Source organism: Facklamia languida CCUG 37842, assembly GCF_000245795.1.
In the GTDB taxonomy this organism is placed as follows: domain Bacteria; phylum Bacillota; class Bacilli; order Lactobacillales; family Aerococcaceae; genus Facklamia; species Facklamia languida.
In genome coordinates, this window is record NZ_JH601133.1 from 1,153,519 (window position 1) to 1,179,844 (window position 26,326).

The window sequence follows — 26,326 nt, forward strand, 5'->3', positions numbered from 1 at the left end:
AACTTGATGCAGTATTATTTATTTGATTTGGATGGCACCCTTGTGGATCCGGGTATCGGTATTACCAGTGGTGTCCTTTATGCTTTGAAACACTTTGGTCTTGAAGTGGAAGACCGTCGTCAGCTCTATCCCTTTATTGGGCCACCTTTGTTGGACTCTTTTATGGAATTTTTCGATATGAGTGAGACGCAAGCCCACCAGGCGATTGGCTATTACCGTGAGTATTATGGAACTACCGGCTTATTTGAAAACACGGTCTATCCAGGTATCGAGACGGTCTTAGACAAATTGAAGGCCCAGGGTAAGATTCTAGCCCTCGCGACTTCCAAGCCAGAAGCCTTTGCAGAACGGATTCTAACGCATTACCACTTAACTGATTACTTTGATTATATTGGGGGCGCGACCTTTGATGGCATTCGCTCCGACAAGCTGGATGTGATCCGGTATGTCTTACAAGCTTTGGGGAACCCCACTTCGGACCAGGTCGTAATGGTGGGGGATCGTAAGTTTGACGTCTTAGCTGGCAATCAACTGGGTCTGACAACCGTTGGGGCCCTCTATGGTTATGGCAGTCAAGCAGAGCTCCAAGCTGCCAAGGCCGATTACATCATCGCGCAACCTACCGGCCTGTTACAGGTCTTCCCTCAGTAGGAAAAGTGAGTAGATCATCTATAAAAAATACGCTTGAGTATGACTTAGAAACGGTTGTCGGTGATTACGAACACTGGGGTGGATTACTGGAAAGCTAGGGGCTAGGTGTTGAATGGCAACAATTTGAAAGGGTGAACTATCGAATGTGGCAGGTATTTGCTTGGGGGATCGCGGGAGTCCTCATCTTAGCGATCATCGTTTATTTAGGTTTTTCCTATTATTTTGCGCGGATGCTCGCCTTTCCTAAGACGGTCAGCTTAGACCAAGAACGGCAATATGAGGAAGACAAGCAGATGTGGCTGGACTTTGACCAATTACCGCGCGAAACCTACCAGGTCAAGGGATGGAAAGGGTACCCTTTGAAGGTCGAACGGATTCTAGCCGATCAGCCTTCAAACCGCTATGTGATTATTTCCCACGGCTATACCTCCAACCGTCTAGGCGCTGCCAAATATGTGCCGGTCTATCGATCGCTGGGCTATCACTGTATCATCTATGATGCAAGAGGACATGGAGAGAACCCTGTCACAGCCGTCTCTCTCGGTTACCTAGAGGGGAAGGACTTACTCGCTATCATTGAGGATTGTTACCAGCGTTATGGGGCTTCCATCGAACTCGGCTTACATGGTGAGTCAATGGGGTCAGCGACTTCCTTATCGGTACTCGCCTACCAGCCCAAGTTGGACTTTGTGGTAGCGGATTGTGGCTTTGCCGACTTGCGCCAATTGATTCTTGAAGCTTATGGACGTTACCAGCCCAAAATCTTCCTACCGGGTGTCAGCCTGATAACTTGGCTCTTATATGGCTTTCGTTTGGGCGATACCCGTCCCATTAAGGCCATAGCGGACAACCAGTGTCCGATCCTCTTCATTCATGGCGGTCGCGATTCCTTTATCCTCCCCCAACACAGTATCGCCATGGCCGAAAGCAATCCAGCCTATACCCGTTATCAAGAAGTTCAAAATGCTGTCCATGCTGGCAGCCGTTTGACCTTGGGTCTTCCTGCCTATCAAGCCATCATCGCGGACTTTCTCCAGTCAATTGGGAAGTGAGCGGCCGGCCGCGCTCGGCCTAGTGGATAACCGCTTGGATCAAGTCGCTCAAAGGGATGAATCAGTCGAAAGGAGTATCACCATGTGCACTTCAATTAAGATGGACTATCCTGGTGGGTCTGTCCTGGGACGGACCATGGACCTGGAAAGGCCAGGTCCTTATAATATTCTCTACCAACCGCGTCAAGCAAAGAGTGCCGATAACCTCTTAGGGGGAACCTTCTCCGGCAAATATCGAACCCTGGGAGTGGGTTTTCGCAACCTATTTCCTTTGAAGGATGGGATCAATGACCAGGGCTTGATGGGGGTAGCCAATGATTATGGTGGTTTTGGTCTTTTTCCCAAGGAAGTAGATTCCAATAAGATTAATGTCTCCTCTTACCACTTCTTAACCTACCTCTTAGCTAATTTTGCTAGTGTGGATGAAGTGATCGAAGCCTTACCCCACCTGCACCTGCCCTCTCGTGACTTTCGAGGGGACAAGGTGATTACGCCTGATTTTCACTTCATGTTAGCTGATTCCAACCAACGCTGTATTATTATCGAACCTGAGAAAAAAGGGCTAAGGTATTATGAGAATCCCTATCAGGTGATGACCAATGCCCCCCGCTATCCTTCTCAAGAACGCTATCTCAAGCAGGTGATTGATTCGCTTGAAGATTTAGATGCTTTCAATGGCGCCAAAGACTTGCCCGGTGGCTATGATCCTAAGGACCGATTCGTCAAGGCCTTCTATCTCAGTCAGAATTCCCTTGAAGCTAGCGATGGCCAAGATGCGCTAGGCTATCTCTATCGATGCTTAAGTGCAGTGGCCTTACCCAAAGGCTTTATCAAAAACAAGCGGTTTGATTCCATCACTTTCACCCAGTATATCTCCGCCTACGACAGCCAGTCACGTCTTCTAACTCTGCAAGCGGCCGATAACCCCACAGTCTACCAAGTCTCCTTCCAGGATATTCATGACTTAGATCAAGAGCAGTCCCTCTACATCCCCGAACGTTTTGTTGGACATCCATTATAAGAAGATTGATAAGAAGCCAAACGCCGATGCGTTTGGCTTCTTTGTCTTGTTTTTGCTTGATTGGAAGAGAAGAGGGAGGGGTTGCAGTGAGACTTAGGTTAAGGTTGGTTTTATTTTCTTAGATAAAGCGAAGAAGGGTTCGTATTTTGCTTTATTTTCCAGGATAAAACGAAGATCAAGATGACACCTTAAAGCACACCTATCACCTTGTCCATGACCCTTGTTCTTAGAAAGAAACTTTGACCAATGTGAGACTTTACTTAATCAATCCAACATTCAACCTTTACCGAAGGGATTAAAGCGAGTCATTCGAAGCTTTATGAAATACACAGACCACATTCACTAAACTTTTCGCCATCCACAACTGACGAACGGACCAATTGAAGGCATTAACAACAAGTTCAAAGTCCTTAAACGGACCGCCTTCGGTTATCGCAATTATAGGCATTTTAGGTACAGAATTCTTCTAATCTTCCGACTCTATGTTTCAGGAAAAGATAAAAAGAAGCTAAGCAACTATTAATTGCCTAACTTCTTGAAATTTAATCATCAACCCTATTTGACAAAGAGGCAAAAGACATAGAAACACACAAAAATCGACCATTTTACGGTCGATTTTTATGTTGGAGTATACTTTTTAAGTCCGCATACTATTACTAGTTCTCCGAGACATAGCAGCGGATTAAGCCTCACCGCCAGACCATGATAATACCCTAACTCGCTCGCCTAGTTTTGCAACATATAAGCAATCCCTGGCAAGATAGTTGCGATAATGATTATAACAAAAACACCGATGATCGTTATTCGCAAGCCCTTGTGTGATGTCCACCATGGACTTGATGCAGAATACGCGACAAAGATTCTCATGAGTATCACTACAATTAAAATAAATAGTAAATAGGAAAATAGAATCTCCATACTGACATCACCTCAATTGTTATAGCAATATTATTACCTTGTGCACGAACGCTCTCAAAACTACCACTTATGAGGCATACAAATGATAAGACAGCAAGACATAACTTGATTAGTTTCTTAACCATATTTATCATTTTCTTCTTTCTTCATGCAAAAGAAACATCCGACAAATTAAGTATTTCATTCTCCTAAATGTTTGTCAATTGCTTTTTTGTAATAAAGTGCACTTAATTTGACAAAATAAGACTCAATTGATCGTTAGCATAAAATACCATTTTTCGTATCATAAAGACCATCCACGTCATCCACCTCGATGGTCAAGAGTTATCTTGGCTGGATACACTGCTACGTGTAGTTATTGCCCGCTATATCCAGTCCAAATTCGCCTTGGTCTATCTAATTACCTTATTTCCGATAAACTGGTGACTACCTAGCTGCAACCTTTGTAATCCAAAGTGATCTGGTCGACCCCTTCCGCCAAGCACAAACCGACCTTTCTGTGCAAGCTAGTCCATTGAACAGAAGCCAAGTGTTCAAATAGCCAAAACAAGCAAAAAATCGACCCAAAATGTACTGACCCCCTAAAGTTGGATAATTCTGTTCAACTTTAGGGGGTCAGTACATTTTCAAGTTCGTTTTATTTTCTTAGATAAAGCGAATCAGTCGGTCAAGTTTGTTTTATTTTATGAGATAAAGTGAGTTCGACCTTCAAGTTCGGTTTATTTTAGAAGATGAAGGTTAATTTATGTTTATTTTAAAGAAGCCAAATGAGTGTAAGATCAGTTGGTTCGTAATAGGTCTCAAGTTGACTGCTCACAGATTGAGAGGAGATGGCTTATTTGATAAAATAGATAAAATGTCAGACTTATATGCTTCAGATTGCGAGTTGTATCGATTAAATCGATAGGTCGATCAGACAAATAGTCAGCCAGTAAATAATAAATAGAGGGTGATAACATGAGAAAGAATCAGTATCCAACGGAGGTTCTGGATGTCGAGGTGACGCATCTCAATCATAAGGGTTATGGCGTAGCGCGGTATGTGCACGCACCAGACCGGGGATCTAACGGGCGTGGCTTGAACTTACTGATCTTTAATACCGTGCCGGGGGATAAGGTGCGGGTGAGCGTTGAGAATGCTAAGGGGCGACGGAAGGCCCATGTTTATTATGATGAACTGTTGGAGCCCAGCCCTAAGCGGAATCTGACGATTGCCAATTCTATCGCTAATTCTGGCGGCACGCCCCTGTTATTTATGAAATATGAGGACCAATTGACCTTCAAGGAGCACTTGATTAAGAAGCAATTTAAGAAGCACGATCTCGACCTGGCTGACAAGATGCGACCGATTATTGGTATGGATGATCCTTGGCGGTATCGTAATAAGATGGAGCTGACCTTCGGCAAAGACGGGGCCTTAGGAATGCATGAGATCGGCAATTACAAGAAAGTGATTGACCTGGAAGATTCTTATATAGCCCCTGAAATTCTGGTTGCGATTAAGAAAGTGGTCTCAACTTGGCAGCAAGACCACCACTTATCCTCCTATGATAAAGATGCCCGTCAAGGTCTGCTCAAAAATTTAATGATGCGGTATTCCCATGCTAGTCAAGAAGTAATGGTTGTCTTGGTCGCAAATGGCCGCCTAGCAGACTATCAGCCAGTGGCCCAAGACCTAGTGAATCGATTGACGCAAGCATTCCGAAAGATCCAATCGATAATCTGGTTGGAAAAGCCAGCCATGTATGGTCAAGCACAAGAAGAATGGCCACGCTTAATTTATGGAAGTGATTATATCAATGACTCTCTTAATGGCTACCATTATCAGCTCAAGTACAACACCTTCTTCCAAGCCAGTTCTCGTCAAGCTGAACGAATGGTACAATGTGCCTTAGAGCTGGCTGAGGTCAATGACCAGATGCGTGTTGTGGATCTTTTCTGCGGAATCGGCACCTTCTCTTTGCCCTTTGCAGCCAAAGTCAAAGAATTAGTCGGCATCGAAATCGTTGAAGCTTCGATCCAGTCCGCCCGAGGGAATGCTTGTGAAGCTGGACTTACCAATACCTCCTTTAGAGTCGGTGATGCCTATGAAGGCCTTGAACAGCTAAAAGCAGAATGGCCAAGCTGTGACCTTCTCCTGCTCAACCCTCCACGGGGAGGGGGCGGGCGCAAATTAGTCAAAAGTATCGCTCGCTTTGGAGCCGAGCGGATGGTCTACATCTCATGTAACCCCGTCACCTTAGCCGAAGACCTAAAATGGTTCGCAGAACAAGGCTACCAGGTCCAAACCATCCAACCCATTGACCAATTTCCCCATACCTTGCATGTTGAGTGTGTGGTATTAATGTCAAGAAAAGATAAATAAGGGCCAAAAAGTGGCGTATTTCCGGGCTTTTTGCGAGGTAAGTGCTATCAGAGCATCCTTGCGAAAAGCTCGGTTTTCTTATATGGAAACATATCTACTAAACGAATTTGCCGAGACTCGAAAAATGGGTGGTAGGGTTTAGGCTGCGGATTAGATATCAGAGGTTGTGGCAGTGATTTAGATAACAGTGACGACCGCAGTTCAAGCTGCTCGATACTATGGGGCAGACTTGGCAGTGGAATAGATAACATAGATTGGAGGAATCATTATGACAGATGAATTATTATATGCAAACCAGTGGAATTCAAGCACACAATATTTCTACGAAAAGGGATATTATTCGTGGGGGGTGGATAAATTGATATCATACAAAACAGTAGTAGAAATAGGATGCTGTGCGAGCCAGTTTGCTGCATCGTTAATAGCAGCGGCAGCATTTCTCAGCTCTTCGATGGTCATAGACATATCGCTCATTTTTGACATTTACTGTTTCTCCTTCCTCGGATTGTCTATGTGCGGCGATGATTCTGAGAGTCCTCGCTATTCTTGCGGATATATGACTGATTGCAGTGAGAGTAGCAATCACTTCTGCGTCAGTGTCGCTTCTGTTGTGAAAAGTCTGATTCACGATGTTCACCTCGCTTTCTGTAGGTCGCTTTGTTTCGACTTACACTACTCAATGGAGGTGAGATGGCCGTTTGGCCGAAAAAATATAAAAACTTTTTTGAAAAGAAAAGTCGTCCCATGAAGAATTAGAGGACGACCATTCATATTAGATGTAGTCCTTAAGCTCGGAGCGGAGCTTCTGGAACAGCTTGTCCCTGTGATATACGAATGTATTGCGAGAGAGGCCCATATCCTTGCCACAATTCGTTCCAGCGCAGCAGAATACTTAACCTATGTTGCCTCTGTTAGTGATCAACAGGATAGTATTGAGATGCGCTATGAGGATGAGAATATATGGCTGACACAGAAGATGATGACCACAATGTATGATGTGGATGTTCGTACAATCAATTTTAAAAGGTATCTTTTAAATTTTTTATGCGATTTAAATGCACTAAAAAACTCAGAGTAAATTTCAAAGATTATCTATTTACCTATCAAAATCTATTTAAAAAAATAATTGATTAGATTTTTACTTAATATTTACATAAAATTTACATAAAATTAATATTGCTTTGCCATAATTAAAGTGCGTAAAGCATATTGATATTTTTAGGAGGAGTAAAATTGCTTAAATCTAAGGTTAGTAAATTAGTTGTATCGTTACTTGCTGCTACTCAAATATTAGCTCCAATGGCTGCCTATGCAGAAGATATGGAACTTTTAGCTGAGAAACCAGCTGTTGCTGAAGTTAAGTCAAATGATGTTCCTAACCGTGTCATTACATCTATTAAAAATGACCCATCAACTTCAATGGCCTTTAGCTGGTTCACTACTTCGAAATTTGATGATGCTAAAGTATTAGTTTCAAAATCTGAAGATATGAGCGAACCGATGGAATTCACTGCGGAAGCGACAGAAGTAACTAATCGCTATTTAGAACGTGATGAAAATGGCTTCTTAATCTTTGCTGACGTTGCTTATGATGAAGAAGGAAATATTGAAAAAGATGAAAATGGCGAACCAAAAATTAATGGTTACTTCACCGATGAAAATCAAACTGGACCAGAATGGACTTCAGGTGACAAAAAAGGTCAAGCAGGGCTTGTTGATGTTGTTGAATATGCTTATAAAGCAGAAGCTACCGATTTAGAACCGGGCACAACTTATTACTACCAATTGGGTTCAGCTTCAGGCGAAATGTCCGAGGTTGGAAAATTCAAAACAGCTGGCAAAGCGGATGAATCATTTACTTTTATTCAATATACCGATACCCAAAATGCGTACTGGAACGAAAACGTTCGTAACGAAGCAACATTTGCTGCTGATACTATTGCTCGCGCCGTTGCAGAAGTGGGTACTGATAATGTAGATTTCATTTTACATACCGGTGACTTTGTTGAAACAGCTGAAGTAGAAGACGAGTGGGTAGACCTGATGGAACAATCAAAAGCTACTCATTTAAATTACGCCTTCGTTTCAGCTTCTGGTAACCACGATGAATACACAATGAAACAGTTTGGTGAATACCCTGATCCAGATATTACTCAATTTAATGAGCATGTTAATGTGAACGCAGCTAATGATGCGATTAGTGGCGGTTCATACTACTCATTTGATTACAATGGTGTTCATTTTACAGTATTAAACTCGAATGATAATAAAGCAGACGATACAGACAATCCCGATGAAAAAGCTTTTGGTAAAGCTCAATTAGAATGGGCTCGTAAAGATATTGAAGAAGCACGTGCAAATGGTGCCAAATGGGTAATTTTAGCTTATCATAAACCTATCTTCTCTAAGTCGTATCATTCACTTCAAGATAGTGATGTTCAAGCCGTTCGTGAAGAATTCATGCAACAAATTGATGAATTGGATGTTGATTTAGCTTTACAAGGACATGACCATGTATTATCAGCAACCTATCCATTAAATTTTGTACCAACTGAAGAAAACTTCTCGAATGGTGTCATCGCTGATGCTGAAACAATCGAAAAAGATGGCGTTGACTACTATGTAGATCCTAAAGCAACAGTTTTTGTATTACCTAATACTGGTGGTACTAAAGCATATGATGATATTTACTCTAAAGGTGTAGACCATGTTCATAAAGTTCGTCCGGCTTTAGATTGGATGACCACCGAAGATGTTGATTATTATAATAGCTTATTCGCATTCGGTAACCAACCACAACAAACGGAAGCTTTTGCTGAGTCTCACTCTAACTGGCGTGATAGCTCTGTGCAAAACTTCGCAACCTATACTGTTGAAGGGAATTCATTACACGTTAAAATTTATCAAGTTTCTGGTGATATTTTAGCTGGTGAAGAACGTAAAGTAGAATTAGTTTACGAATTCGGTATCACGAAAGATGCAGCAGAAAACACTGAAGAAGAGACAACTGAATCAAATAAACAAGAAGCTTCTGCTGAAGAATCAGCTGAATCAAAAGAAGATGAAACTTCTGCTGAAGATTCAACTGAGTCCAAAAAGGAAGAATCAACTACAGAGGAAACATCTGCCCAATAATCTTTCCTATCTATACTAGAAGTAAAAAGGACAAAAACTGGGCAAAAACTTTTCTTACTCTTTTGGATCCTATTTATTTAATTTATCGTACAACGGTTGAGTGGTAACAGAACGTGTCTTAATAACTAGTTGGATACCTACTGGACTGTGTGGGGTGGGCAGACGAAGCGAAAATCATCCGATTTTCTACTTCTTGTCCACTCCTTTGCTTTATATAGAGGAAGGATTAAAATGAAATTCGTAAATAAAATATTATGTGCGCTGTTTGTAATAATCGCAGTCTCACAAATAAATTCACTTTTAGTGGAAGCAGAAAACACCACGATTAACGCGTCCCAACAAATATCTTATACTGATGAGTCTAGACTAACTTATCAATCTGATGAAACTGAAATCACGTCACAAGCTCATGAAACTGAGCTTATTGCTCCAACTAGCACCACATTCCCTACTAACGAACAATGGGCCGAGTTAAGTTTAGAAGAAAAGGCTCATACAATTGTTTCAACGATTTATCTTAACGCTAACACTGAAAATAGTATCACCGAAGAGCAAATTCAAGTACTATTAGGTGAACCAGATGAAGTGATTGAAATGAATGACCAAATCAAACAACATATTTTTACGCTTGAAGATGGCGGACAAAAAATTGTTTTGAGATTAGCTTATGATTTAGAAAAAATGACTTACTTTGAAGGGCTAGGTGAACAATCATTTGAATTAGACACTCCACCCGTCACATTTGATAAATTTAATGAACTCGCATCTCTTTTAAGAGAAAATTATCAAGATAAACAACATACAAAAGTTGAAGTATTGGCAGACTACTTGGAGTCACCAAAATCAGTCAGTTATATTTTTGATGTCATTGTCTATCAATTTCCCGGTGAAAACCATGATAAATATGCTGTGACAGTTAAAGGAAACATTATTACGGACATCAATTACTTATCGGGTGATCAAGCATCAATGAAGCAACCCATTGAACAAACAAAAAAACAATTGGACCGTTTGGCCCATGAAGCCGGACTCAATCACCAAGAAATTCTCAGCATTCTTGGCCAGCCTCATAGCATCAACTATGACTCAAAATCTGGCATCATCACCAATGCATGGTTTTCAACATCAGAAACATCGGCTGCTAAAGAAGTCTATTATTATTATGATTATAATGGCATCAGTATCGGTTTAGCTTATGAATAATGATGTCATAATTAATCTTGTTAGCAAAACATCCATCAGTACTATTTTTGCTACGAAAACAAAAAGTCTAGGGCATCAGAAGTTTCAGTATGTATAACATATGTTTGTCAACTCTAGATTATTGAAAATGAGTCTGGTTACGGTATATTAGAATTATATATGGTAGTATTGTAGAATCAGAGGTTATTACTATGTTGATTTTGATAAACATGATATTTCTAAGTATAATTATCTATAATTTGATTAAAAGAAGACAAAATATATTTAAAGCTAATATACCAAAAACATCTATTATAGCTGCTACATTATTACTACTTGTAGGATTTATAATTTGGTATTTGAAAGATAAATCCGTTTTAGGATTTATTACTTCATTAAATGGAACAATCTATTTTTTATCTTATTTTTCTGCTATGGGAATTAATGAAAAACACATTAATTCTTTTATGACAAATTCTATAGTCATCCTATCAGTTCCTTATAGTGAGATAAATAATATTATAGTAATGAAAGGACAGAAGAGTCTCAATTTAAAAATTAAAGCTCATGGTCATGAATTTTTGCAACAATATAATTTAGAATTAGAAAAAGAAATATTACAATTTATAAAAAGTCGTTTAGACCCGAATACTTTAACAATCAAAGAATAATAATTTTAATATAGTTAAATTCTAAATTAGATAATCTATTTTTATATTTGTCGAATAGTATCTAAGTATAGTGAATTTATCAATTTTATATTTAAGAATATGCCCGTACTAGTATTTTGTACGGGTTATTTTTATATCCATACATTTTAATGCCATTTTTATTTAGGTGTGTAAACAGGTACTATAGTGATTTCAAAAACTCAAGCATTAAATTGTATCAAAGTAGTGATAGTCTTAGATCCGCCATATCCAACCGGTTGATCTCTTCCCGCAGACGGTGCATGTGGAGACGGTAGTATTGATGTCACGGGTGGATAAGTAAGCGTGTAATATGATAAGTAAATAAAGGCTTTCCGTGATTTGAGATCTGGTTCTAAGCCGGAAGGATAATCACGGATTTTTGCTTTGAGGGAAGTTATCCAAGATTGGTGAAATTAAAAAGTCATCTGCCAATACGGTTATGGAGTTGGTGAATTGACAAGATTGCTATTATTTATAGAGAAGAATTTTTATTACGTTGCTTCAAAGTATTGTAGCCATCACAATCCACTCGATTTTCCGATTTATGATAGCTACGTCGATGAGGTGCTTTGCTATTTAAGAAATGGTGATAACTTCTCAGATTTCCAAGATGGTGATTTGAAAGACTATGTTAAATTAAAAGGTATACTGATTGATTTCCGTGCCTTCTATGACTTGGATAAATTTAGCCTGAATCAAATCGACCAGTATGTTTGGCTGCTCAGGAAGGATTGCTTCCCGAGGAACTACGGAAAGAAAAAGAGAGGAGACAAGTATTTTGTCTATAATCGATAAAAGGAGTGTATTCGTATGGTAGATAATGTAATTCAAATAGTAACAGAGAAATTATCTTCTTTGCCTTGCATAGAAGGCATTGTATTAGGGGGCTCCCGTGCAAGAGGTACCCATACAGAGGATTCTGATATAGATATCGGAATCTATTACAAATCAGAATCATTTGACATTACAGCGATTAATCAAATTGCTACAGAGTTGGATGATGAGAATAGAAATAACCTTGTTGTACCTCCCGGAGCGTGGGGTGATTGGATTAATGGCGGCGGATGGTTAGTTATAAATGGGTATCATGTTGACTTGATTTTACGTGATATAAAACGGGTGGAACAAATAATCAAAGATACGGAGCAAGGAATTGTTACTACTAATTATCAGACGGGGCATCCCCATGGATATATAAGTGCTATGTATCGTGGAGAATTGGCGATCAGCAAGATACTATATACTAAGAATGAAAGCTTATGCGAATTAAAAAATCAGGCAGAAATTTACCCTGGTGCTCTAAAGAAGAACTTGATAAACTTTTTTATATTTGAAGCAGAGTTCTCTTTAATGTTTGTAAAAGTAAATGCGGGAGCAGAGGATAAATATTATATTGCAGGCCATGTTTTTCGTATTATTTCATGCTTAAATCAAGTACTATTTGCATGTAATAATGCTTATTGCATTAACGAAAAGAAAGCTATAAAACTGATTGAAACCTTTGAATATAAACCTGAAAAATATGCTGAAAGGGTTAATCATATTTTTGAAGTACTCGGTCTTTCACTTTTTGAATGCTACGATCTGACCGAGAAGCTTTATAAAGAAGTGAAAAAAATTGCAACGGAGATGAATAACTTTTTAAACGAGGGGAATTCAGATGAAAGAAAACAAATATGATGATAATATATTTTTTCAAAAATACAGTCAAATGAGTCGATCACAGCAGGGACTAGCCGGTGCAGGAGAATGGGAAACATTGAGAAAGCTGCTGCCGGATTTTAAAGATAAGCTTGTGCTTGATTTAGGATGCGGCTATGGATGGCACTGTATTTATGCGATGGAACACGGAGCGTCTTCTGTTGTAGGTGTTGATATTTCTCATAAAATGCTCAAAGTAGCAAAAGAGAAAACGCATTTCTCACAGATTGAATATAGATGTTGTGCTATAGAAGATATAAGTTTTTCAGATGAGAGCTTTGATGTAATACTCAGTTCATTGGCATTTCATTATATAGAAGACTATGAGGATTTGATTAATAACTTGTATAAAATGTTAAAACCAAATGGAGCACTTATTTTTACAGTTGAACATCCTATTTTTACTTCCTATGGAACACAGGACTGGCATTACAACGAAAAGGGAGAAATACTGCATTTCCCGGTGGACAATTATTATTATGAGGGAAAACGGACAGCTGTATTTCTGGGAGAAAAAGTTACAAAATATCATAGAACATTGACCACATATTTAAATACACTGCTTTCAAAAGGTTTTATAATAAATCAGATTGAGGAACCACAGCCACCAGAAAACATGATGGATATTCCAGGGATGGAGGATGAAATGCGTCGTCCCATGATGTTGATTATATCTGCAAGAAAAGGATGCAAATAATATAGAAACAATATTTACCTGAGAATTAAAATGGAGTTATTAGAATTAATCATAGAGTGTCATAGAGATAACGAACGTCAAGGACCGGGCAGTGAAGATGCTACATTTCCTATTAGAATGAAAAAACTAAAATATTGGACATCGGCTGTGGAACTGGAGGTCAGACAATAACCCTTGCAAAAAACACAGCTTCTCAAATCACAGCTGTCGATATGTTCCCACAAACGACAACCAATCTTGGATATGTTTCCATCTACGAGCGTGAATATGTTCCCCATAACCTTAGAGGTTGAGAATGTAGTTTTGATAGCTATCAAGGCAACTCGACACATGTTGAATCAGTCGTTTTGATGACAAGGAGTGATTAACGACGTAGTCATCAATTATGAATGATTTATGCGATAGCTGTCGCAGAGTGAGGAACGAAGTGACGTAAAGATGCGGTAACAGCGAACCGCCGAGTGCGTAGTATTGATGACAAGGGAATAGAATAACAAGCTATAAAACTGTTGAAATCATTGGCTTTTAGGATTTTAGAAGAAATCTTAAAAGCCATTTTTTTAAAATATATCTTGAGAAAACATTTTAATCGTAGAGATTGTAGGGGATGTGAATAAGATAGAAATTTATAGGCTGAGTAGACAAGATAGATAGAACTTGATATAGAAAAGAAGAAAGTATGTAATATTTATAGATGAGCTAACCTATTAGTAGCTATGAGAAATTGAATTTTTGAAAATATTTTAGATTTTTAAGGGAAAAATGCACCCACTTGCACCCTCCCAGATACGTGGATTTTTGCAGAAGGAAAGATACTGTACCGTATGGAGTAGAAAAATATTAATGAAGAAAATTCTCAACTCATAACAATCTGACACTATCCAGATCAAACTTGTCTTTGATATAAATTTAAAAACATGCTACTATAGGCTCAACTAAAAAAGCTATAGAAAAATATAAAATAAATCATTTTAAAACAAAGGGAGGTGTTTAGAGTGGATATTTATTTTTTGTTATTTGATGGATTTGAAACTTTAGACCTTTTTGGACCTGTTGAAATCTTAGGTCAACTTGAAAGTACAAGACTTCATTATATTTCTTTAACTTCAAAGGAAGTAACTAGTGCCCATGGCTTTAAAGTCTCAGCAGAACTTAGTCCAGTTTTAGAGCCAAACTCTGTTTTACTAATACCTGGAGGCTTTGCCACTAGAACCTTAGTTAAAGATCAGGCCTTTTTGGATAAATTATTGATCTTAAGCAAGTCGGCAAAATATGTTCTAACAGTATGCACAGGCTCAGCCTTAGTGGGAATGACAGGGCAATTAGATGGAAAAGAAGCCACTTCAAATAAAAGAGCCTTAGATTGGGTTAGAGAAACTGCCCCAAAGGTTAAGTGGAAGAAAAAAGCCAGATGGGTTAAAGACGGAAAGTTCTATACAGCGTCTGGAATTTCAGCAGGTATGGACATGGCTCTGAGCTTCGTTTCTGATCTCCTTGGCTATGATGAGGCAAGAGAAATTTCTAATAAAATAGAATATATTTGGAACGAAGATCAAAACTTTGATCCCTTTAGTAGACAATAATGAAAATCCAGCTTTAGGAATCAATCCTACAGCTGGATTTCTTCTTATTAAATAAAATGTATTTTAGCTTTAAACGATCCTTAAAGGCAGTTTAACCCCTATCGCCAAGCTTAATTCACCTAAAAATATGTGATGAGATTATATCCTATTATTTGAATGAATTCTATAATTTTTATCTATTTAAGAAGTGGCTATGAAATATTCTTTTCTATATAATAATCATAAATTGAAAGACTCTTTTTCGACGAATCTAATTGTCACTTTGATGGCTTAGTGGTTCGAAATGGATGATATCTGCAGGAGTCTCAGGCTCATAATTTAAGGGGTTGAATAAATAAATAGATTTAGGTTTGAAAGGGAACAAAATATGAAATCCAACGAAGTTTTAAAATTGTCCAGACTATCTAAGGACAAGAAGGACACCACTTAAGACAAGAGGTGGGTTCAAATAAAGATTATGTTAAAGATTCCCCGTCTTCTTATATTTCTGTCCAGCCACCATAGAATGATGGTTGATATAAGTGCCACCTGAGGTAATAAGAAAATAAACCTACCAAAACTTAGATCGAAAAAAGCACTAAAATATATCCATAAATACGAGATGACCACTTGTGTCACTAAAATACCTATAAATCACATAAAACTCGTCTCCTTTTCTATATATACAGTCCACACATTATAAAATAAACGCTATGAATTATCACTTCCTAAGTCCTATTTTTTTCAACGAATGGAAGGACAGGGCAGAACAATGTAAATTTTATACCTAAGACATGTTGAGAGTGTAGTATTGATGTCAAGAGTGAAGGACGAAACGGTATAGAAAAGCCTTGAAATAAAAAAAGGGGGGTGATGGTATTGTCAAGAAAAGGAGCATTATTCTGATCCCGTTTTTATATTGTTAAAAAACAGTTCTGACTACTGGAGAGTGGAATTCAAATCAGGACTTGCGATAGAAGTCGATGCATAAAAAGAATATATCAAGATAAATCACCTCGTCAGAAAATGACGGGGTGATTTATCTGTAAAAAATAGAAAGCATTTGAAATTGCTACGAAATTGTCGAGTTGATATTTACTAATTTTTTCTTGAAAAAGCAATGATGCATGATATAATTTGTATGAAATGTATAACAAAGAATACTGAATGTCAAGGAGATAAAGATATGAAAAAAAGCAAACAGAGTCATGCCAACTTGGAATATGAGAATAAAACTGAGAAAAACGAACAGGGGTTTTATGCATGGACTGCAAAAGTTGGCACTAAAGGACAGATTGTAATTCCAAAAGAGGCAAGGCAATTGTTCCATATCGAAAGCGGTGATACAATCCTCCTGCTGGGTGATCAAGATCAAGGAATAGCATTGATAAGCGGTGATAAAATGGCGGAGATGCTACAGGCAATTAAGGGGCAAATATTATGAAACGATTAAAAATCATTATGGTTGTTTTGATAGTGATAGTTATAATTTTAGTGGGCTTTGCATATCGAACGATTTACTTTGACTATGGAAACGATCTGTTTATGAAGAAAACAGGGAAGCAATTAGGATTTACAGAAAAAGTATACAAAACGACCGATGGCAGTGAGATATCATACTTAGAAGGTCCTAATAATGGGGAGCCGCTTTTACTAATTCACGGTCAGATGGTATCGAAAGAAGATTATGCAAAAGTTTTACCGAAACTCTCAAATCATTTTCACATCTTTGCAGTAGACTGTTACGGACATGGGAAATCATCTAAAAATCCAGACAAGTATCAACTTATTTCCATTCGTGATGATTTGATTGATTTTATGAGAGATGTAATCCGTGAAAAAACATTTCTTTCGGGGCATTCTTCTGGAGCGTTAATATGTGCGGCCGTAGCATCAAAAGACAAAGAACAGGTGAAAGGACTTCTACTAGAAGATGGACCTTTCTTTTCTACGGAGCCAGCTAGAGCTGAAAACACCTTTTCATATCTTGAGTTTAAGACGATCCATGATTTTTTTTCGCAGCAAAAGGAGAAGAATTATACGAGATATTATCTTGATCATACTTACATGAAATCACTTTTCAATAAAGATGGAAAAGATAATTGGGACTTTATAATCAAAAATCCTTTTTCCGAGAGAATCAGGGAAAATAGTGGTAAAATGCCGATTGTTTGGTATTATCCTCCTGAAATCGGCCTGAATGGAATGATATTCTTAACGCGTAATATGCAGGACGGAACAGGAAACTATGATTTAAGATTTGGGGAGACTTTTTACGATTTTTCCTGGTTTTATGGAGTTGACCAGAAAAAGATGTTGAGCGAAATAGAATGCCCGACGATCATTCTTCATGTTGCGCCTTCAAAGGAAACTGCGCCGAGCTATTATGATGAAAAAGGAATATTACTATCTGCCATGGACGAAAAAGATGCAGAAGAAGTTCATACTTTAATCAAAAACAGTACGCTTAAATCTGGTTATGAATCAAGTCACGATATTCATGCTGACTTACCGGAACAGTTCGTTGATGCAATGATGGAGATGAAGCAGCAGAAGTAGCGGATATGCCCATTGAACGGGCATTGACATTTACCCGGTAACATCATTTTTTGCCAACTTCTATCGTGCAACGAGCGTGGAGGCTCTCTTCCAAATGTATCGTTATCGTCAGGGTGGTCTTGGTACATGTGGAGACTATAGCGTTGATACAAAAGATGTAAATTTAGAAATCCTGCATTTTAAGCAGTTTTATAAGCATTTTGTCTTTGAAAAAGATGAAGAAGGATACGTCAAAAAGACTCAAAAAACTACATGGATGTAAGAGTAGTTTTTAGGCTGGTATGAGGAAACACAAAAAATATAATTAACTCATTTTGTACTTTCTACAAGAGTAGCTTAAAAGGCTGCTCTTTTTGTTTATTCTGTTTTTCTTTACATCCCACACTTAAAAATATAGAGCCAAGATCTACAAGAAGCAGTTGTGAAGTCATCAATCAGCTTATTTCTGAGAGCAGTGAATTAAAAGAAATAATAAAAGAGAATATAGAATAGAGTGACCCCAAATAGTTGGACCAAAGAGATGAACACAATTTTGTGTTTGTCTCTTTTTTGACTTAAAGAGAAATCCTTAAGCCACCTGTGCTTTTCTATAGGCAACAGGACTTAGCCAATTCAATTTTTCTTTAATTCGTTCTTCGTTATAGTAATGAATGTAATCTGTGATTGCAGTCTCTAGCGCTTTATAACTTCGATATTTTTTTCCATAATACATCTCCTGTTTCATCATACTAAAGAAATTTTCAATTGGAGCATTATCATAACAATTCCCTTTACGCGACATACTTTGGAATACTCGATGTTCTACTAGTAACGCCTGATATTCCTTCATTTGATAAGCCCAGCCACGATCTGAGTGGAAGGTTCTTCGATAGGCGCATTCTTTCGATGCTTCTAAAGCTTCTTTCAACGCCTCAATCATGGTGATCCGATTAGGTTGAGACGATACTTTAAAACTAAGGATTTCTAGATTATACAAATCCATAAAAGGGTCTAAATACATTTTCTTAACTTGAAGTTTACCAGAATGATCTTCTTCATAATATTTGAATTCGGTCGTATCCGTAGTAATTTTTTGTCTAGGGATGGACATCTCAAATCTTCGATTTACCCGATTAGGAGCAATCCGTCCCACGACCCCCTTGTAACTATTGTATTTTCGATATTTACGTCCGAAGCTTTTAACCTGAATCTTTAGTACTTGACAGAGACGTTGGACTTTCTTTTTATTAATGGCCCACCCTTGGTTAACAAGGGTCGCATGAATCCGACGATAGCCGTAGTTTGGATGTTTCTTACGAATCAACAAGATGGCGTCTTTGACTTTTTGGTCCGGATCTGGCTTTTTCCAATGAGCTTGCCAATACATATAAGTGGATTTAGGAAAATCAATCGCCGCAAGAATCTCAGCTAAAGTAAATCTTTCTTGTTGTCGGAGCTTGTGGATGATTCTTGCTTTGTCTTCATTGCTTTCTGTTGCCGCAAGCTCCTTAGCATTTCCAAGTATTCATTTTTTATAGTTTGCATCTTTAATTCATACTCAAGTTCTTCAATTCGTTTGTTTGCCCGCCCTAGATCCGTTAACTTTAATGGAATAGAAGAAGTTCGTTTTTCTGTGCTCATTCGTTTCTTCTTAGACATTGGTGGCCTCCCCTGTTTGCGTGAAAGATCTTCAATCCCATGGTTATTGTACTCTTGACGCCATCTAGCAATCAGTGAAGGATTATCAATCCCAATTCATTCGCCACGGTTTGATAGGATTTCTCACTGACTTCATACATAATTATTGCTTTTAACTTAAAGATTACACTGTATGTCTTATTTTTTCGAGAGCGCATTAACCCTTTTATTCCTAGAGTTTTATAAGCGTTCACCCAGGTTATTAATTGTTGGGAGGATTTAATCTTATATTTTTTCGTCAATGCCTTAATCCCCATGGTTCCAGAAAGATATTCGGAAACAATATTCATTTTAAATTCTAAACTATATTTAGCCATACAAATACCCCCTAAGGTTGGATAATTCGGTCCAACTTTAGGGGGTCAGTACATGGGAATGGTGTAGTTCTGTGTCTCTCTTTTTATGATATGCATAAATAGTCTTTTTTGAATTTATTTGGTGTAAACCTACATCGAGCATTTTTATATGAATAAATTGAACAAAAATAATAAAATCATTTGTGTAATTCGAGGACAAATAGGTATTAAACTTTTAGTAAATTTTCTTTCAGGCGGAAGGTGCCCTTTGATTCTGTTATTTGTTAATAAAATGCTTGACACAAGAAACTCAAACCTGTACACTTTGTATATATAGTATATACACAAAGTGTGAAGGAAAGAAGTTAAATGATTAATATTAATCTTTCGAAATTTTCTAAAGTCCCATTGTACGAACAGATAATAAAAGAAATTAAGCGTAACATTATATCTGGTGAATTAAAGGAAAAAGAACGTTTACCATCTATTAGACAGTTGGCTAAAGATTTAGAAGTCAGTGTTATTACTGTTAAAAAAGCATACGAAAATTTAGAACAAGAAAAATTTCTGATGTCCATCCCAAGTCAAGGAACGTATGTAGCCGATTTGGATATTGATTTGATTGAAAGAAAAATTCTAGCAGAAATAGATGCGGGTATCGAACAAGTTATTATAAAAGCAAAAAGTATAGGCCTAAGTTCTGAAGAAATAGTTCAACGGTTCAGTGAAAAAGTGGAGGAATAAAAAATGCAATATGCGATAAAAATGAAAGATGTTACCAAAACACTTGGTGACTTTAAAATTGATTTAAAGAATTTACGGATACCAAAAGGCTATATTACGGGATTTATAGGGCCCAATGGAGCTGGGAAATCAACAACCGTTAAATTGATAATGGATTTGATTAAGGCGGATACAGGACAAATAGATCTTTTAGGCTATGATCATGAAAATGAAGGAAAAGCCGCACGTGAGCGAATAGGTTTTGTTTATGCTGAAAATATTTATTATGAAAATTTGAATGTTTGTTCTATTGGCAACTTAGTTAACGGTTTTTATCCTAAATGGGATAAAGATAAATTTGACTCTCTCTGTCGTGATTTTGAGCTGCCTTTGCAGAAAAAAGTAAAAGATTTATCTACAGGTATGAAGGTTAAACTTTCATTAGCCGTTGCTTTAAGCCATAATGCGGATCTGATCATCTTGGATGAGCCAACATCTGGATTAGATCCAGTCGTAAGGTTGGAGATTCTAGACTTACTGTATGATATTATCCAAGATCAAGAAAAGACGATATTATTCTCCACCCATATCCTAGCCGATTTGGAAAAAATTGCGGATTATATTATCTTTATTAATGATGGAAGATTATTAATTCAGGATTCTAAAAATTATTTGCTTGAAAATTACAATCTCATCAAGGGTCCACTTCAATTGCTGGATTCAGAGATGCGAAACTTATTAATAGGTTATACAGAGAGAGAGTTTGGCTTTGCTGGTTTGAGCGAAGATGCAAAAATTTTTCAAGAAATTTATGGTGACAAGGTTCTAATTGAACCAGCGTCATTGGAAGATATTATGATTTATCACTTGAAGGGAGACAATTAAATGCGAGCATTACTAGTTAAAGATTGGATAGTAAGTCGAAAACTATTAATTTTATCATTGATTATTCTTATCTTAGTCTCCTTTGTAGTGAGTAATGATCAATTACCTTTAATTTTAGGCTTACTGCTGTCCATGTTTAATATGCGAAATATCGATGGTCTGGAAGACAAAAATGAATATCACGCCCTCATTCAAAGTATGCCAGTGAGCCGCTTTGAAGTAGTAGTAAGTAAAACTATTTTTCATTTCTTACAAGTCGGTATTAACTTATCACTTATAATATTGTTAAACAGCATACTTCCAAGTTTAAAAGGCAACAGCATCAAAGAAGTTTTCTTAACTGTAGTCATGGCTATCCTGTTAATTTTAGGTTATCAATTGTTGTACATTATTTTTGGCCCTGTATTCATGAGTTATGTTACTATCATAATTTTCCTAGTAATAATAATGTTTGGGTGGACATTAGCAAATAGCGCATTTATTCAAGGAGCATTAAGGTGGCTTTCATCAATAAAACCAGCTACTCTAATCCTATCTTCTGCTTTAATCGTTCTAGTGGTATCTGCTTTATTATTGTTCTTGACTGTTAAGGTCTATGAGAGCAAGGATTTATAATACATTTAATTGGAATCTTATGTATCCTTCAGAGTGGTTTGGAGTGACTTTTCAGTAGACTGATGAGAGTAGTTAATATCAGTAAAACCACCCTACCACCCTATCAAAATCAATTCATAGCTTCTAATCGACACATGTGGAGGCAGTGACACTACTTGTACGAGACGACATGTCGTCGAAGTATAAGTAGATGTCCTGCCCCGTCAAGGCTATCCGAAGAATGACGAACAAAGTGAGGAAATGATTCGATGATAGCTACTGACAAGGCCGTAGTATTGCTTACAAGGAGCGAAGCGACGCAGACAAGTAGAGGTTCCGCCCATGCACGGAACTCCCAAGAACGACGAACAAAGTGAGGAAGTGATTGGTTGAGTTCGGCTGCCAAGACTGTATCCTCTTAACGAAACAAGCGTAAGCGTCAGTTGAGTTTAAAGACACAGTTGGTCTGCGACGATAGGAGCAGAGCTTCTTTATGTCTCACTTGTTGAGGAAGGCAGTGAGGTAAAGATGCGGTAACAGCGAACCGCCGAGACTGTAGTATTGATGTCAAGAAAATAGAATAATAAGCTATAAAAGTGTTGAAATTAATAGCTTTTAGGATTTTAAAGAAAACTTAAAAGCTATTTTTTATTGAAAGAGCACCTTGTGGGAACATATTAATAGTAAAATTTGTAAGGGTATGTAGACAGGATAGATATTAGGACTTGACCAGTGAAATAATTAGTAAAAATATCAAAGACCACAGCTTTTATGAAAGCTGAAGATTACCTAAGAATGCCAGAGAAAATAAACAATGCAGTCTCTGTATACCTATCAGATACAGAAAGAGATAATTACGATATATTAAAGAAAGACTTGGTAGTTAGTATTAAGGATAAAGATATAGATGCAGTCAATGCTGCAGCCCTTACTAATAAGTTATTGCAAATGGCATCAGATTCTGTTTATGATGAAGATAAAAATATGATTTATATTCATGATAGAAAGCTTGATGCTTTAGAAGATTTAATAGAAGGTGCAAATGTAAAACCAGTCTTAATAGCTTATTGGTATAAGTCAGATTAAAAAAGAATAAAAGATAAATTTGATGTAAGAGGTCTTAAAACAAATGAAGACTTTAAAGAATGGAATCAAGGTGAAATTCCTGTAGCCATTACCCATCTAGCATCTGCTGGTCACGGACTTAATCTACAAGCTGGATGTGATTACTTCGCAGTTCAGAAAAGAGTGAATGAGATGATTCAATATTAGATAAATAATATTTGGTATATCTAATTTTATATAATTTCAATCTCTATCATTTGCGTGGATATTTGTCAGCATAATTGACAAAATCCGATAATGTAAGTAAAATTTTAGTAGTATTTTAAAGAAAGGTGGGAAAATTGTGAAATTATTTCTTCATATGTCTCCATTGGCAATTGCCAAGGCACAATGTATTTGCAGTCAATTTTTAGTTGGCTATAAAAATTAAATATTTTGAAGGGAGAAATAATGGAAACAATAGTATCCGCTTTATTAGTTTTTGTCTCTACATCAATTGACTACCTAGTTGTTTTGACTATTTTATTCGCCAGTCAAGGCAAGGAAGGTTTGAAATCAATTTATGCAGGACAGTATTTTGGTACAGGACTGCTTGTACTGGTTAGTCTTATTGCCGCTTACTTTTTAAATTTTATTCCACAAGATTGGATGATCGGACTCCTTGGTCTAATTCCACTAGGTCTTGGTATAAGAGCAATTTTTGTGGATGAAGATATTGATGAAGAAGACATCGAGGGAAAAATTACCGGAGATGGATCAAAAATCATAGCATTTACAAGTTTAACAGTGGCAATGGGTGGAGATAATTTAGGAATTTATATTCCCTATTTTACAGGAAAGAGTTTGATTGAGATTAGTATAAGTCTAGTAATATTTGCGTTAGGAATTTTAGTTCTATGCAAATTATCTCAAAGACTCGCCTCAATTTCTGCTATCGGAGAGATTGTAGAAAAGTACGAAAAAATAATTGTACCAGTCGTGTTTATTGGACTCGGTCTATATATATTGATTGAAAATGGAACGATAAATTTTCTCATATCTCTAATAACAAGCTAATAATCTATTTTTATATGGTTCTATAATTTATAGGGTTGATGGAAGAAAAATTCTTCTATCAACCCTATTTTTGAATACACAAAAACACAGAAGTCCGATATATCTAAAGTGCTAACAAAAAACAGAAAAGACTCTGTGCATGACTAATGATATAAGACGTCTCCTTAATATAAAAGACCCTAATATACATTTTTCTCCAGATTTTTAGAGCGTATAAAACGAATCGATGTTGAGAGTGAAAAGTTATTAGTATTTGACACATTAATTAATAAGTTATAAAACATAAACACGTTTGCAGATTAGCTAAATGCAATAGACTAATTATATGAAGTCAACAGTAAAATAACAAATGACAATTAAATAATAATAAGTATGGCAAACAAGCCTAATTAAATTAGGTAAATTTAAATAATGAGTATTTAATTCTGAGCATTAAATTTAAAATTAGTTTTTTAACAACATTGACAAGCATCGATATGGGGTGTATACTAAATACGAAATCGAAACTTATCGATATCATTGAAGTGTATCTATATATCAAATAAAGAAAGGAGGGAATTATGAAAAGATCATATGCAGTGTTCACGCCTATATTCAAGGTTTTGTCTGATGAAACCAGGCTAAAAATAATTGATATGCTCTCATGTGGCGAGATTTGTGCCTGTGATATTTTGGATGGTTTGAGTATTTCTCAATCAACCCTAAGCTATCACATGAAAAACTTAACGGATTCAGGCCTTGTTAACGGAAGAAGAGATGGGGCTTGGGTGAGATATACTCTAAACCTTGAAAGAATAGGAGAGGTTAAAGACTTCCTAGATTATATTACTGAAGATAAAGAAGACTGTATTTGTAAAAAATGTAAGGAAAAGTTAGAGTAGAACAAGAAAAGCAGTGGATTAAGACAATAGATGAAACATCTCAATCTAACACAGCTCTTGTTGAGTGGATGCCAGAGGATTTAAAAGAAGACAATTTAAAAGACCTATTATAAGAATAGGCAGATAAATAAAGAGGTGAAATTGGTGAAAGAAACAAACGATAAAATTAGTTTTTTTGAAAGATATTTAAGTATATGGGTTTTGCTCTGTATGGCTGCAGGTATTTTTATTGCTAAATTTATGCCATCTGTCCAATCTTTCTTACAGTCAATGGAATTTAAGGGTCAAAACATAATCTTAACAGTTTTAATGTGGCTTATGATATACCCTATGATGGTTAAAATAGACTTTAATTCACTAAAAAATGTAGGAAAAAATCCCCAAGGTATAATTATTTCTACAATAGCAAGCTGGGCAATCAAACCATTTTTAATGTTTGGTCTGGCTACACTTTTCTTCCATTATGTATTTAGCCAGTTAATACCTGTTGATCTTGCCAATGATTTTGTTATAGGTGCAGTACTCTTAGGTACAGCCCCATGTACAGCCATGGTCTTTGTGTGGAGCAGTCTTACCAATGGAGACCCAGCGCAAACCCTTGTACAGGTATCGGTAAATGACATCTTGATACTCTTCCTATTTGTACCACTTGTACAGATCCTTTTAGGTTTAAAGGGAATAAGTCTACCAGCAGATGTTCTCTTAATGTCATTAATACTTTTTGTTCTTATTCCTTTAGTGGCCGGCTTTTTATCAAGATACTTCATAATAAAAAATAAGGGAGAAGAATACCTGGAAAATAACTTTATTAAAAAGTTTGACGGAGTAACTACTATAGGACTTCTTCTTACCCTCATTATTATATTTACTTTCCAAGGAGATATGATAGTAGAACACCCACTTTATGTAGCTTTAATAGCAGTTCCACTAATACTTCAAAATGTGATTTCATTCTCTCTAACATATTTTGTAAGTAAATTAAGGAAACTACCTCATGAGATAGCAGCGCCTTGTTCTTTAATAGCAGCATCTGACTTTTTTGAACTTTCAGTGGCTGTAGGCATAGCCCTATTTGGTGTAGATTCTCCTGTTGTTCTTGCATCAACTGTCGGGGTTCTTACAGAAGTTCCCGTAATGCTACTTTTAGTAAGGATAGTTAATAATACAAAAAGCTCCTTCCCAAGCCTTGAAAGAACTAAATAAAGTTAAAACATTAGGAAAAAGTGCGACTATAAAATTAGTTGCACTTTTTGTGTTTTATTGTACTGTAGCGTTACAATTGATGTGAGAACAATTAAATAAAAAAAGCGTAAATTTTAAGTATAAGTTAGCCAGGTGGCTAACTTATACTTGAAATTTACGTAATTATAAAATTGATTATTAGATTAACAATGAAGTTTTAAAAGAAGCAATAGAAAGAACTTCAAACAAAAGAGGAAGTCAGGAGATAACGAAAGACTATAAGGAAATAATCGAGACATAAAAGAAGATTCATAACTAAGATCCTTTTGGGGAATATATCTCAGCGAAAATAAGTATATTGGAGATTTGACTTTTGATAAGGTTATTGATGTGGTATCAATTTTATCAAATAAGATTAATGAGATGTAATTTA

At 36.8% G+C, this 26,326-nt stretch carries 26 protein-coding genes and 3 pseudogenes; 25 read left to right on the forward strand and 4 right to left on the reverse strand.

Features of this window, described 5'->3' with window-relative positions:
• Positions 1-6: 6 nt before the first annotated feature.
• The 5 genes and pseudogenes from HMPREF9708_RS05315 to rlmD all read left to right on the forward strand — a co-directional run bounded on the left by HMPREF9708_RS05315 (position 7) and on the right by rlmD (position 6,006).
• Positions 7-651, forward strand: coding sequence for an HAD hydrolase-like protein (locus tag HMPREF9708_RS05315; RefSeq protein WP_006309217.1), 645 nt, complete (start codon positions 7-9; stop codon positions 649-651).
• A 131-nt stretch (positions 652-782) separates the two neighbouring features.
• The gene (locus HMPREF9708_RS05320; protein WP_232215546.1) at positions 783-1,703 is read left to right on the forward strand and encodes an alpha/beta hydrolase; all 921 of its coding nucleotides are present in this window, start codon (positions 783-785) and stop codon (positions 1,701-1,703) included.
• Positions 1,704-1,725: 22 nt separating this feature from the next.
• Entirely contained in the window at positions 1,726-2,724 is a 999-nt protein-coding gene (locus tag HMPREF9708_RS05325; protein WP_232215547.1) for a linear amide C-N hydrolase, read from the forward strand.
• A 361-nt stretch (positions 2,725-3,085) separates the two neighbouring features.
• Positions 3,086-3,247, forward strand: a pseudogene (locus HMPREF9708_RS08160) (transposase); the annotation flags it as partial.
• Between the two features lie 1,352 nt (positions 3,248-4,599).
• Positions 4,600-6,006 (forward strand): 23S rRNA (uracil(1939)-C(5))-methyltransferase RlmD, encoded by a 1,407-nt coding sequence (gene rlmD, locus HMPREF9708_RS05335; protein WP_006309221.1) that lies wholly within the window; start codon positions 4,600-4,602, stop codon positions 6,004-6,006.
• A gap of 336 nt (positions 6,007-6,342) precedes the next feature.
• Here the strand turns inward: rlmD and HMPREF9708_RS08425 are convergent, their stop codons facing one another.
• On the reverse strand, positions 6,343-6,489 hold the full coding sequence (locus tag HMPREF9708_RS08425) for a hypothetical protein (RefSeq protein WP_198004256.1): 147 nt from the start codon (positions 6,487-6,489) through the stop codon (positions 6,343-6,345).
• 340 nt (positions 6,490-6,829) lie between these two features.
• On the opposite strand from HMPREF9708_RS08425, the pseudogene HMPREF9708_RS08535 reads away from it, so the two are divergent.
• The 12 genes and pseudogenes from HMPREF9708_RS08535 to HMPREF9708_RS05390 all read left to right on the forward strand — a co-directional run.
• A pseudogene (locus HMPREF9708_RS08535) lies at positions 6,830-7,024 on the forward strand (hypothetical protein); the annotation flags it as partial.
• A gap of 215 nt (positions 7,025-7,239) precedes the next feature.
• Positions 7,240-9,141, forward strand: a complete 1,902-nt coding sequence (locus tag HMPREF9708_RS05345) for a purple acid phosphatase family protein (protein WP_006309223.1) — start codon at positions 7,240-7,242, stop codon at positions 9,139-9,141.
• Between the two features lie 231 nt (positions 9,142-9,372).
• Positions 9,373-10,344 (forward strand): hypothetical protein, encoded by a 972-nt coding sequence (locus HMPREF9708_RS05350; RefSeq protein ID WP_006309225.1) that lies wholly within the window; start codon positions 9,373-9,375, stop codon positions 10,342-10,344.
• Positions 10,345-10,583: 239 nt separating this feature from the next.
• Positions 10,584-10,994 (forward strand): hypothetical protein, encoded by a 411-nt coding sequence (locus HMPREF9708_RS05355; RefSeq protein WP_156798783.1) that lies wholly within the window; start codon positions 10,584-10,586, stop codon positions 10,992-10,994.
• Positions 10,995-11,468: 474 nt separating this feature from the next.
• A complete protein-coding gene (locus tag HMPREF9708_RS05360) occupies positions 11,469-11,810 on the forward strand; it encodes a hypothetical protein (protein WP_006309238.1) in 342 nt (113 codons plus the stop codon).
• Positions 11,811-11,825: 15 nt separating this feature from the next.
• Positions 11,826-12,695: a nucleotidyltransferase domain-containing protein gene (locus HMPREF9708_RS05365; RefSeq protein ID WP_006309239.1), complete on the forward strand. Its 870-nt coding sequence runs from the start codon at positions 11,826-11,828 to the stop codon at positions 12,693-12,695.
• Positions 12,676-13,413 carry a class I SAM-dependent methyltransferase gene (locus tag HMPREF9708_RS05370; protein WP_006309240.1) on the forward strand — a complete coding sequence of 246 codons (738 nt, stop codon included), beginning with the start codon at positions 12,676-12,678 and terminating at the stop codon, positions 13,411-13,413. Before HMPREF9708_RS05365 ends, HMPREF9708_RS05370 begins: the two co-directional genes overlap by 20 nt.
• A gap of 134 nt (positions 13,414-13,547) precedes the next feature.
• Complete coding sequence (locus HMPREF9708_RS08695) at positions 13,548-13,706, forward strand: class I SAM-dependent methyltransferase (protein ID WP_408610319.1); 159 nt, start codon at positions 13,548-13,550, stop codon at positions 13,704-13,706.
• A gap of 702 nt (positions 13,707-14,408) precedes the next feature.
• Positions 14,409-14,996, forward strand: coding sequence for a DJ-1/PfpI family protein (locus HMPREF9708_RS05375; RefSeq protein ID WP_006309116.1), 588 nt, complete (start codon positions 14,409-14,411; stop codon positions 14,994-14,996).
• Positions 14,997-16,161: 1,165 nt separating this feature from the next.
• On the forward strand, positions 16,162-16,419 hold the full coding sequence (locus HMPREF9708_RS05380; RefSeq protein ID WP_006309241.1) for an AbrB/MazE/SpoVT family DNA-binding domain-containing protein: 258 nt from the start codon (positions 16,162-16,164) through the stop codon (positions 16,417-16,419).
• A complete protein-coding gene (locus HMPREF9708_RS05385; RefSeq protein ID WP_006309242.1) occupies positions 16,416-17,534 on the forward strand; it encodes an alpha/beta fold hydrolase in 1,119 nt (372 codons plus the stop codon). Before HMPREF9708_RS05380 ends, HMPREF9708_RS05385 begins: the two co-directional genes overlap by 4 nt.
• A 94-nt stretch (positions 17,535-17,628) precedes the next feature.
• Positions 17,629-17,796: a hypothetical protein gene (locus HMPREF9708_RS05390; RefSeq protein WP_006309243.1), complete on the forward strand. Its 168-nt coding sequence runs from the start codon at positions 17,629-17,631 to the stop codon at positions 17,794-17,796.
• Between the two features lie 306 nt (positions 17,797-18,102).
• Here the strand turns inward: HMPREF9708_RS05390 and HMPREF9708_RS08175 are convergent, their stop codons facing one another.
• The 3 genes from HMPREF9708_RS08175 to HMPREF9708_RS08635 all read right to left on the reverse strand — a co-directional run bounded on the left by HMPREF9708_RS08175 (position 18,103) and on the right by HMPREF9708_RS08635 (position 19,528).
• Positions 18,103-19,038 (reverse strand): IS3 family transposase, encoded by a 936-nt coding sequence (locus HMPREF9708_RS08175; RefSeq protein ID WP_332244884.1) that lies wholly within the window; start codon positions 19,036-19,038, stop codon positions 18,103-18,105.
• Entirely contained in the window at positions 18,942-19,172 is a 231-nt protein-coding gene (locus HMPREF9708_RS08630; RefSeq protein WP_006309245.1) for a hypothetical protein, read from the reverse strand. The genes HMPREF9708_RS08175 and HMPREF9708_RS08630 overlap by 97 nt, the downstream gene beginning before the upstream one ends.
• 71 nt (positions 19,173-19,243) lie before the next feature.
• Positions 19,244-19,528, reverse strand: a complete 285-nt coding sequence (locus tag HMPREF9708_RS08635) for a transposase (protein ID WP_006309246.1) — start codon at positions 19,526-19,528, stop codon at positions 19,244-19,246.
• Between the two features lie 348 nt (positions 19,529-19,876).
• Between HMPREF9708_RS08635 and HMPREF9708_RS05405 the strand changes: the two genes are divergently transcribed.
• The 8 genes and pseudogenes from HMPREF9708_RS05405 to HMPREF9708_RS08640 all read left to right on the forward strand — a co-directional run.
• Entirely contained in the window at positions 19,877-20,251 is a 375-nt protein-coding gene (locus HMPREF9708_RS05405) for a GntR family transcriptional regulator (protein WP_006309247.1), read from the forward strand.
• 3 nt (positions 20,252-20,254) lie between these two features.
• Positions 20,255-21,115, forward strand: coding sequence for an ABC transporter ATP-binding protein (locus HMPREF9708_RS05410; protein ID WP_006309249.1), 861 nt, complete (start codon positions 20,255-20,257; stop codon positions 21,113-21,115).
• A complete protein-coding gene (locus HMPREF9708_RS05415) occupies positions 21,116-21,730 on the forward strand; it encodes an ABC-2 transporter permease (protein ID WP_006309250.1) in 615 nt (204 codons plus the stop codon).
• Between the two features lie 750 nt (positions 21,731-22,480).
• The gene (locus tag HMPREF9708_RS05420; RefSeq protein WP_006309251.1) at positions 22,481-22,795 is read left to right on the forward strand and encodes a hypothetical protein; all 315 of its coding nucleotides are present in this window, start codon (positions 22,481-22,483) and stop codon (positions 22,793-22,795) included.
• A 429-nt stretch (positions 22,796-23,224) separates the two neighbouring features.
• A complete protein-coding gene (locus HMPREF9708_RS05425; protein ID WP_006309252.1) occupies positions 23,225-23,830 on the forward strand; it encodes a CadD family cadmium resistance transporter in 606 nt (201 codons plus the stop codon).
• Positions 23,831-24,390: 560 nt separating this feature from the next.
• Complete coding sequence (locus HMPREF9708_RS05430; RefSeq protein WP_006309253.1) at positions 24,391-24,711, forward strand: ArsR/SmtB family transcription factor; 321 nt, start codon at positions 24,391-24,393, stop codon at positions 24,709-24,711.
• A gap of 144 nt (positions 24,712-24,855) precedes the next feature.
• Positions 24,856-25,914, forward strand: coding sequence for an ACR3 family arsenite efflux transporter (gene arsB / locus HMPREF9708_RS05435; RefSeq protein ID WP_006309254.1), 1,059 nt, complete (start codon positions 24,856-24,858; stop codon positions 25,912-25,914).
• Positions 25,915-26,095: 181 nt separating this feature from the next.
• Positions 26,096-26,322, forward strand: a pseudogene (locus HMPREF9708_RS08640) (nucleotidyl transferase AbiEii/AbiGii toxin family protein); the annotation flags it as partial.
• Positions 26,323-26,326: the final 4 nt, after the last annotated feature.